Source organism: Haloarcula sp. Atlit-7R, from assembly GCF_003666065.1.
Taxonomy (GTDB): Archaea; Halobacteriota; Halobacteria; order Halobacteriales; family Haloarculaceae; genus Haloarcula; species Haloarcula taiwanensis.
Genome location: NZ_QXIK01000032.1, coordinates 1 through 5,292 on the forward strand (window position 1 = coordinate 1; position 5,292 = coordinate 5,292).

General features: G+C 54.2%; 2 protein-coding genes and 1 pseudogene. 2 read left to right on the forward strand and 1 reads right to left on the reverse strand.

Going from position 1 to position 5,292, the window contains the following annotated elements; translation table 11 throughout:
• Window positions 1–106 (reverse strand): annotated as a pseudogene (locus tag D3D01_RS25130) (TetR/AcrR family transcriptional regulator); the annotation flags it as partial.
• 485 nt (window positions 107–591) lie between these two features.
• Here D3D01_RS25130 and D3D01_RS22330 point away from each other — a divergent pair.
• Complete coding sequence (locus tag D3D01_RS22330; protein ID WP_121513835.1) at window positions 592–2,526, forward strand: COG1361 S-layer family protein; 1,935 nt, start codon at window positions 592–594, stop codon at window positions 2,524–2,526.
• Between the two features lie 27 nt (window positions 2,527–2,553).
• A complete protein-coding gene (locus D3D01_RS22335) occupies window positions 2,554–5,046 on the forward strand; it encodes an RND family transporter (protein ID WP_121513836.1) in 2,493 nt (830 codons plus the stop codon).
• Window positions 5,047–5,292 lie beyond the last annotated feature (246 nt).

The following is a 5,292-nucleotide window of genomic DNA, read 5'->3' on the forward strand; positions in this document are numbered from 1 at the left end:
TAGTCAGATCCGCGTACCCGTATTGACGTAATGCATAGAATGTAGCTTCAAGAATCTCCTCGCGGGTTCCATCTGGGTTCTGGAAAAAGGATATCTCGTTAGTCATCTTTAGGTCGACCGTTTCCTGCTTGTCTGGTACGGTTCAAATGGCTCACGGTTTCACTACTCTCTCTGTAGAGCACAAGACCAATCTGGGTTGTATTTTTTATCATTGAACTGGATAGCGGGTACAGTTACAGATAACTATGATGTTGAATATACATTCAATAAACTTAAGCGTATTGTCGTCCGCTGTCTCAGCGGAACACACTGGAATGTCCTCTGGTTCGCTCTATTCATAGATACATCCCTCTGCTGCATCAAACCCTCTAATGTCCCATAAGACCCGTAGAAACTGTGTTGAAGACGATAGATAGCGAGGTAGTGTTGGCTTTGACTGGGTACCTGTTTTCGTCTCCCCCGAAAGATACGAAAGTACTATATGTGATTGAACGTTTAGTCAACATCAGGAAATGGCTACTCACAAACGAAGAATTCCGAGACGGAGTGTCGCTAGAAACGAGACGTGGTTTGAACGATACCTCAAGTAACATGGCCTCTACAAAGTATAAACTGCTACTTCTGGCTGTAGTCGGGATTATCGTTACCAGCGGAACGGCAACCGCTGCGGTCGTTGGAAGCCCCGATATCGTGGCAACGCTTGAAGACGATACCGTTGCCCCGGGCGAACAAAAGACCATAGAAATTTCACTGGTCAACAGCGGGGAGCTTGACAGCGGTTCTGCTCGAAACCCGGCGTTGAACAACGAGGTAACAACGGCAAAGGGGCTTACTGTATCACTCGGCTCTGGTGACGCGCCTATCTCGGTCAAGAACTCGAAACGAAGCCTCGGCACGCTACAGGCCGGACCGAAAGTGACAGTGCCGTTTACTATCAGCGTGGACGATGACGCTAGTTCCGGAACGTACGACGCACAACTGAGACTCAAGTACAAGCATACAAGCTACATTTCCGAAGGGACGGGTTCACGAGATGAAGACAGGAAAACTCGCACTGTTGATATTGAAATCGATGTCACTGATGATGCCACGTTCAATGTGACCGACATTGATTCGGATGCACGCGTCGGCTCTACAGGCACGGTGGCAGTTAGCGTTGAAAATACTGGGGATAGCTCCGCACAGAACGCTGCGGTAACGCTGGAATCACAGAATCAGGATCTCACAGTGAGCGGCGCCGATGCCACTTCACGATTTGTTGACACGTGGGAACCGGGAGAAGTCCGGACGTTCAACTACCGTGTGAGTTCTGCCGAAGCCGCGGAGCCGGAGCCGTACGGGTTTGCGTTGTCAGTCGCATTTGATAACGAGGATGGCCTCCGAACGCAATCTGTAGCACAATCCGTCGCAGTCGCACCTGACCCAGAACAGCGGTTCTCGGTTGTCAATTCAAGTAGTTCTGTCGCAGTCAGTAACACAGGCACGTATGAGGTGCAACTCCGCAACACGGGCCCGTTGACTGTTAACGACACATCTGTCACGTTTGTCTCACAGAACGCCGATATAACGTTTGGAAAGAGTTCGTCCACAACCGCTTACGTGGGGGCATGGGAACCGGGAGAAGTCCGGACTGTCCGCGTCGACACAACGGCGAGCCCCGATGCCGAGGACCGAAGCTACGCGCTGTCGGCCAACGTGCAGTATGACGATCAAGAAGACGATACCAGCACATACGACAATGTGCCGTTAAGCCTCAGCCCAGCGCCTGAGCAGAATTTCGACGTGTCCAACATCGAAGCGTCGCTTCAGGCCGGGGAAGACGGATCACTGAGTGCAACCCTCACAAACACTGGAACGCGTGACGTCGAGAACGTCGTCGTCGCATGGGAAAGTCAGCAGTCGACACTGTCGTCAAAAGAGTCACAGTACGCTGTTGGAGATCTCAATGCAGGCGAATCAGCCAACTTCAGTTTTAGCGTTGATGTATCCAACAGTGCAGAGGCAGGTGCTCGGCAGTTTGACTTCGGCGTGAGCTACCGCGATGATAACGGCGACAGGGTTGAAGCAGACACGCTTGAGGTCCGTTCAGAGGTGGCCGGTAGTCAGGACGAATTTGACATCGAAATACAGAATTCGACGCTCGGTGTGGGCCAAGACCGGTCAATCACGTTTACGATCACCAACACAAAGGACAAGACGCTGACAAGCATCGAGGGGAAGGCGTTCGTCAATGATCCCCTCAGCAGCAGTGACGACGAAACGTTCATCGCTGAACTGGCACCCGGAAAGTCAGAAACGGTCTCCGTCCAGCTTTCAGCGGGCAGCGATGCGCTGGACAAGACGTATCCGCTCAACCTGGACTTCCAGTACGAGACGCCTGATGGAGAAAAACGGGTTTCTGACACCTACAGTCTCCCGATAGACGTCACGAACCAGTCCGGAAACGGGGGGACGCCACTGTGGCTGATCGGTGGCATTGGACTCCTCGCAGTCGTTGGCGGCGTCGTCTGGTACAGCCGTCAGTGACCGTCCGAGGCTAACATCTATGTCACAATGCTAGATTATCAGAAATACATCGACATACTGGACGATTGGATTGTCAACCGTGACAAGACAGTCGTCGCTGTGTTCATCGTCACAACGCTTATTTTGTCGGCGGGGTTCGGCATGACCGCGACCGACTCAGGGACATCACAGTTCACTGACGGCGTTCCCGCACAGGAAGCGTTCGACGAGGTCAACGACAACTTTGAGCGCGAACCGTTTGGTGAAGGGACTGGCTCTACAACGCTTATTCAAAAGGACCAGAACGTCTTGTCGAAGCCGGCTACTCTCAACATGCTGAAAGCACAGAACCGGCTTACGCAGCGTGAATCACAGGACGTTGTCGGGACGACAAGCGTCGCACAGGCAGTCGCCCAGACGCTGGACCCGAATGCAGACACACTCCCAGAGCAGATCGATACCGTAGAAGCAGCCTCACAGACAGAGATTAAGTCCGCCACCCGAACCACACTTGAGCGCCAGCCAGCAGTTGCAGGGCTACTCAGCAACGATCTAAACCGAGAGGAGCCGTCGGCATCTGCAACACTGACGACTGTCACACACGAGGTTTCAGGTGTCTCAAGCAGTGCTGGGACAGAGGGGTCATCACCACTGACGCCCATTCAACAGGAAGCGGAGTTCATTGTCAGCACGGTTGACGGTGATATCTCTGTCTTTGGCAGTGGACTCATCTCTGCGGAGCTGAGCAGTGTCATCTCCGACTCGTTGGGACTCGTCGTCCCAGCAGCCGTTGTCCTGATACTGTTCTTCCTCATTATCGCATACCGAGACCCGTTTGATCTGCTGATTGGCCTCGTCTCCCTTGCGATGGCGATTATCTGGACCTTCGGATTCATGGGATGGGCCGGTATCCCCTTCACGCAGATGTTGATTACAGTCCCGCCGTTGCTTCTTGCTATCGGGATTGACTTCGGGATTCACGCTGTGAACCGATACCGCGAAGAACGGATCGAGGACATCGAACCAACACCCGCGATGCGGACCGCAACTGACCAGTTGCTCCCAGCGTTCTTTATTGTGACAGGAACGACAGTGCTGGGATTCGCCGCAAACGGGACCAGCCAGCTCGGCCCGATCCGCGACCTCGGGTTCGTGGCCAGCGTCGGAATCATATTCACGTTCCTCATCTTCGGTATTTTCCTGCCGTCATTCAAGCACTTCATGGACCGGCAGCGTGTGCGATACAACCTTCCTGAATTCAGTATCGCTCCAATCGGCTCTGAGGACTCCGCAGTCGGCAAGTCGCTAACCGTCGGCGTGACAATCGCCCGCCGAGCCCCGTACATATTCTTTGCCCTCGTACTGGTGTCTACGGCAGCCATGGGGGCGTATGGAACTGGGATTGATACCCGGTTCACCACTGAAGACTTCCTCCCACCGGAAGAGAACCCCGGATACGTTGAGGTTCTGCCGGAAGCTGTGGCTCCGAGCGAGTACACCGTCACGAAACAGATAAATTATCTTGAAGACACCTTCGAGAGCGGTGAGAGTGACACAGTAACGATATACGTTGAAGGGTCGCTACAGGACGGAACAGCGCTAGAGGAGATCCACCGGGCGAATCAGGATCCACCCGACTCCTTTGTTACAGCTGGCGGGAGTGCAGATACGACAAGCATCCTTACCGTGATTAATCGGTACGAGCGTGCTTCGCCGGAGTTCCGTCAACTCGTCGCACAGAACGACCAGAACGGTAACGGCGTGCCTGACCAGAATCTCCCGACCATCTACAACGCGCTGTATGATTCGCCGTACCGCGACCGCGCGGAATCGTACATGACTGACGATTACGCGCGAACGCGTATCGTCTACTCCGTCGAGTCTGATGCGAGTCAACAGGAAGTGACGGACGATACGAGAGCCGTTGCGGACGAATTCCGGATGGAGGCGACCGCAACTGGCAGTGTTGTGGTATTAAAAGCCGTCTCAGATGTAATCGCAGAATCGGCGTACATCAGCCTGGCTCTCGCCATTCTCGCGTCTGCAGCGTTCCTGCTCTTCGCCTACTGGCTACTTGAACGTCGTCCCGGATTGGGGGTTGCGAATCTCGTGCCGATACTGCTCACTATTGCCGCCTTGGCAACGACAATGCGGTATCTGGATATTCCCTTCAACGTCCTCACCGGAACGACATTATCGATCGGAATCGGGCTTGGTATCGATTACTCCGCACACCTCGTGCATCGGTTCTCCGAGGAGTACCGAGGTGACACTGGCTTGCTGGAAGCACTCGACATTAGCGTCCGGGGAACAGGTGGCGCACTGGCGGGCAGCATGGTCACCACAACGTCCGGAACCGGCGTGCTCGTGCTTGCGGTTGTTCCGATCCTGGGCCAGTTTGGATTACTGATCGCCCTCAGCGTCCTTTATTCGTTCATCGCGTCCATACTGGTCCTCCCGACATCGATTGTCATCTGGGACAATAGTCGGGACACGATCGAAACACTGCTTCCGTCGCGCTCAACATGGAGTCCGAACTAATGGGCTTCCTTCTGCCCATACTCGTGGCCTGTTACGACCAAATCGGATGGTCCAGTTCTGGCCCGGAAGGTGTGCGGTTCGGGGAGACCGGGCTGCGGTGGTACCGTAGCCACCAACGAGGGAGGGACTGTCCAAGTGACTGATAATAGTGACACACTGGGTGCCACCGAGAAAGAAATCATGTATGCAACGCACCAAGCACTAGTTAAGAGTGGCTACGCTAAACTCTCGATATCGCTCATCTCG

What these genes read in the sequence shown, in the direction of transcription:
- D3D01_RS22330 (WP_121513835.1), top strand. Translation starts at nt 592, where the DNA reads ATGGCCTCTACAAAGTATAAACTGCTACTTCTGGCTGTAGTCGGGATT.
- D3D01_RS22335 (WP_121513836.1), top strand. Translation starts at nt 2,554, where the DNA reads ATGCTAGATTATCAGAAATACATCGACATACTGGACGATTGGATTGTC.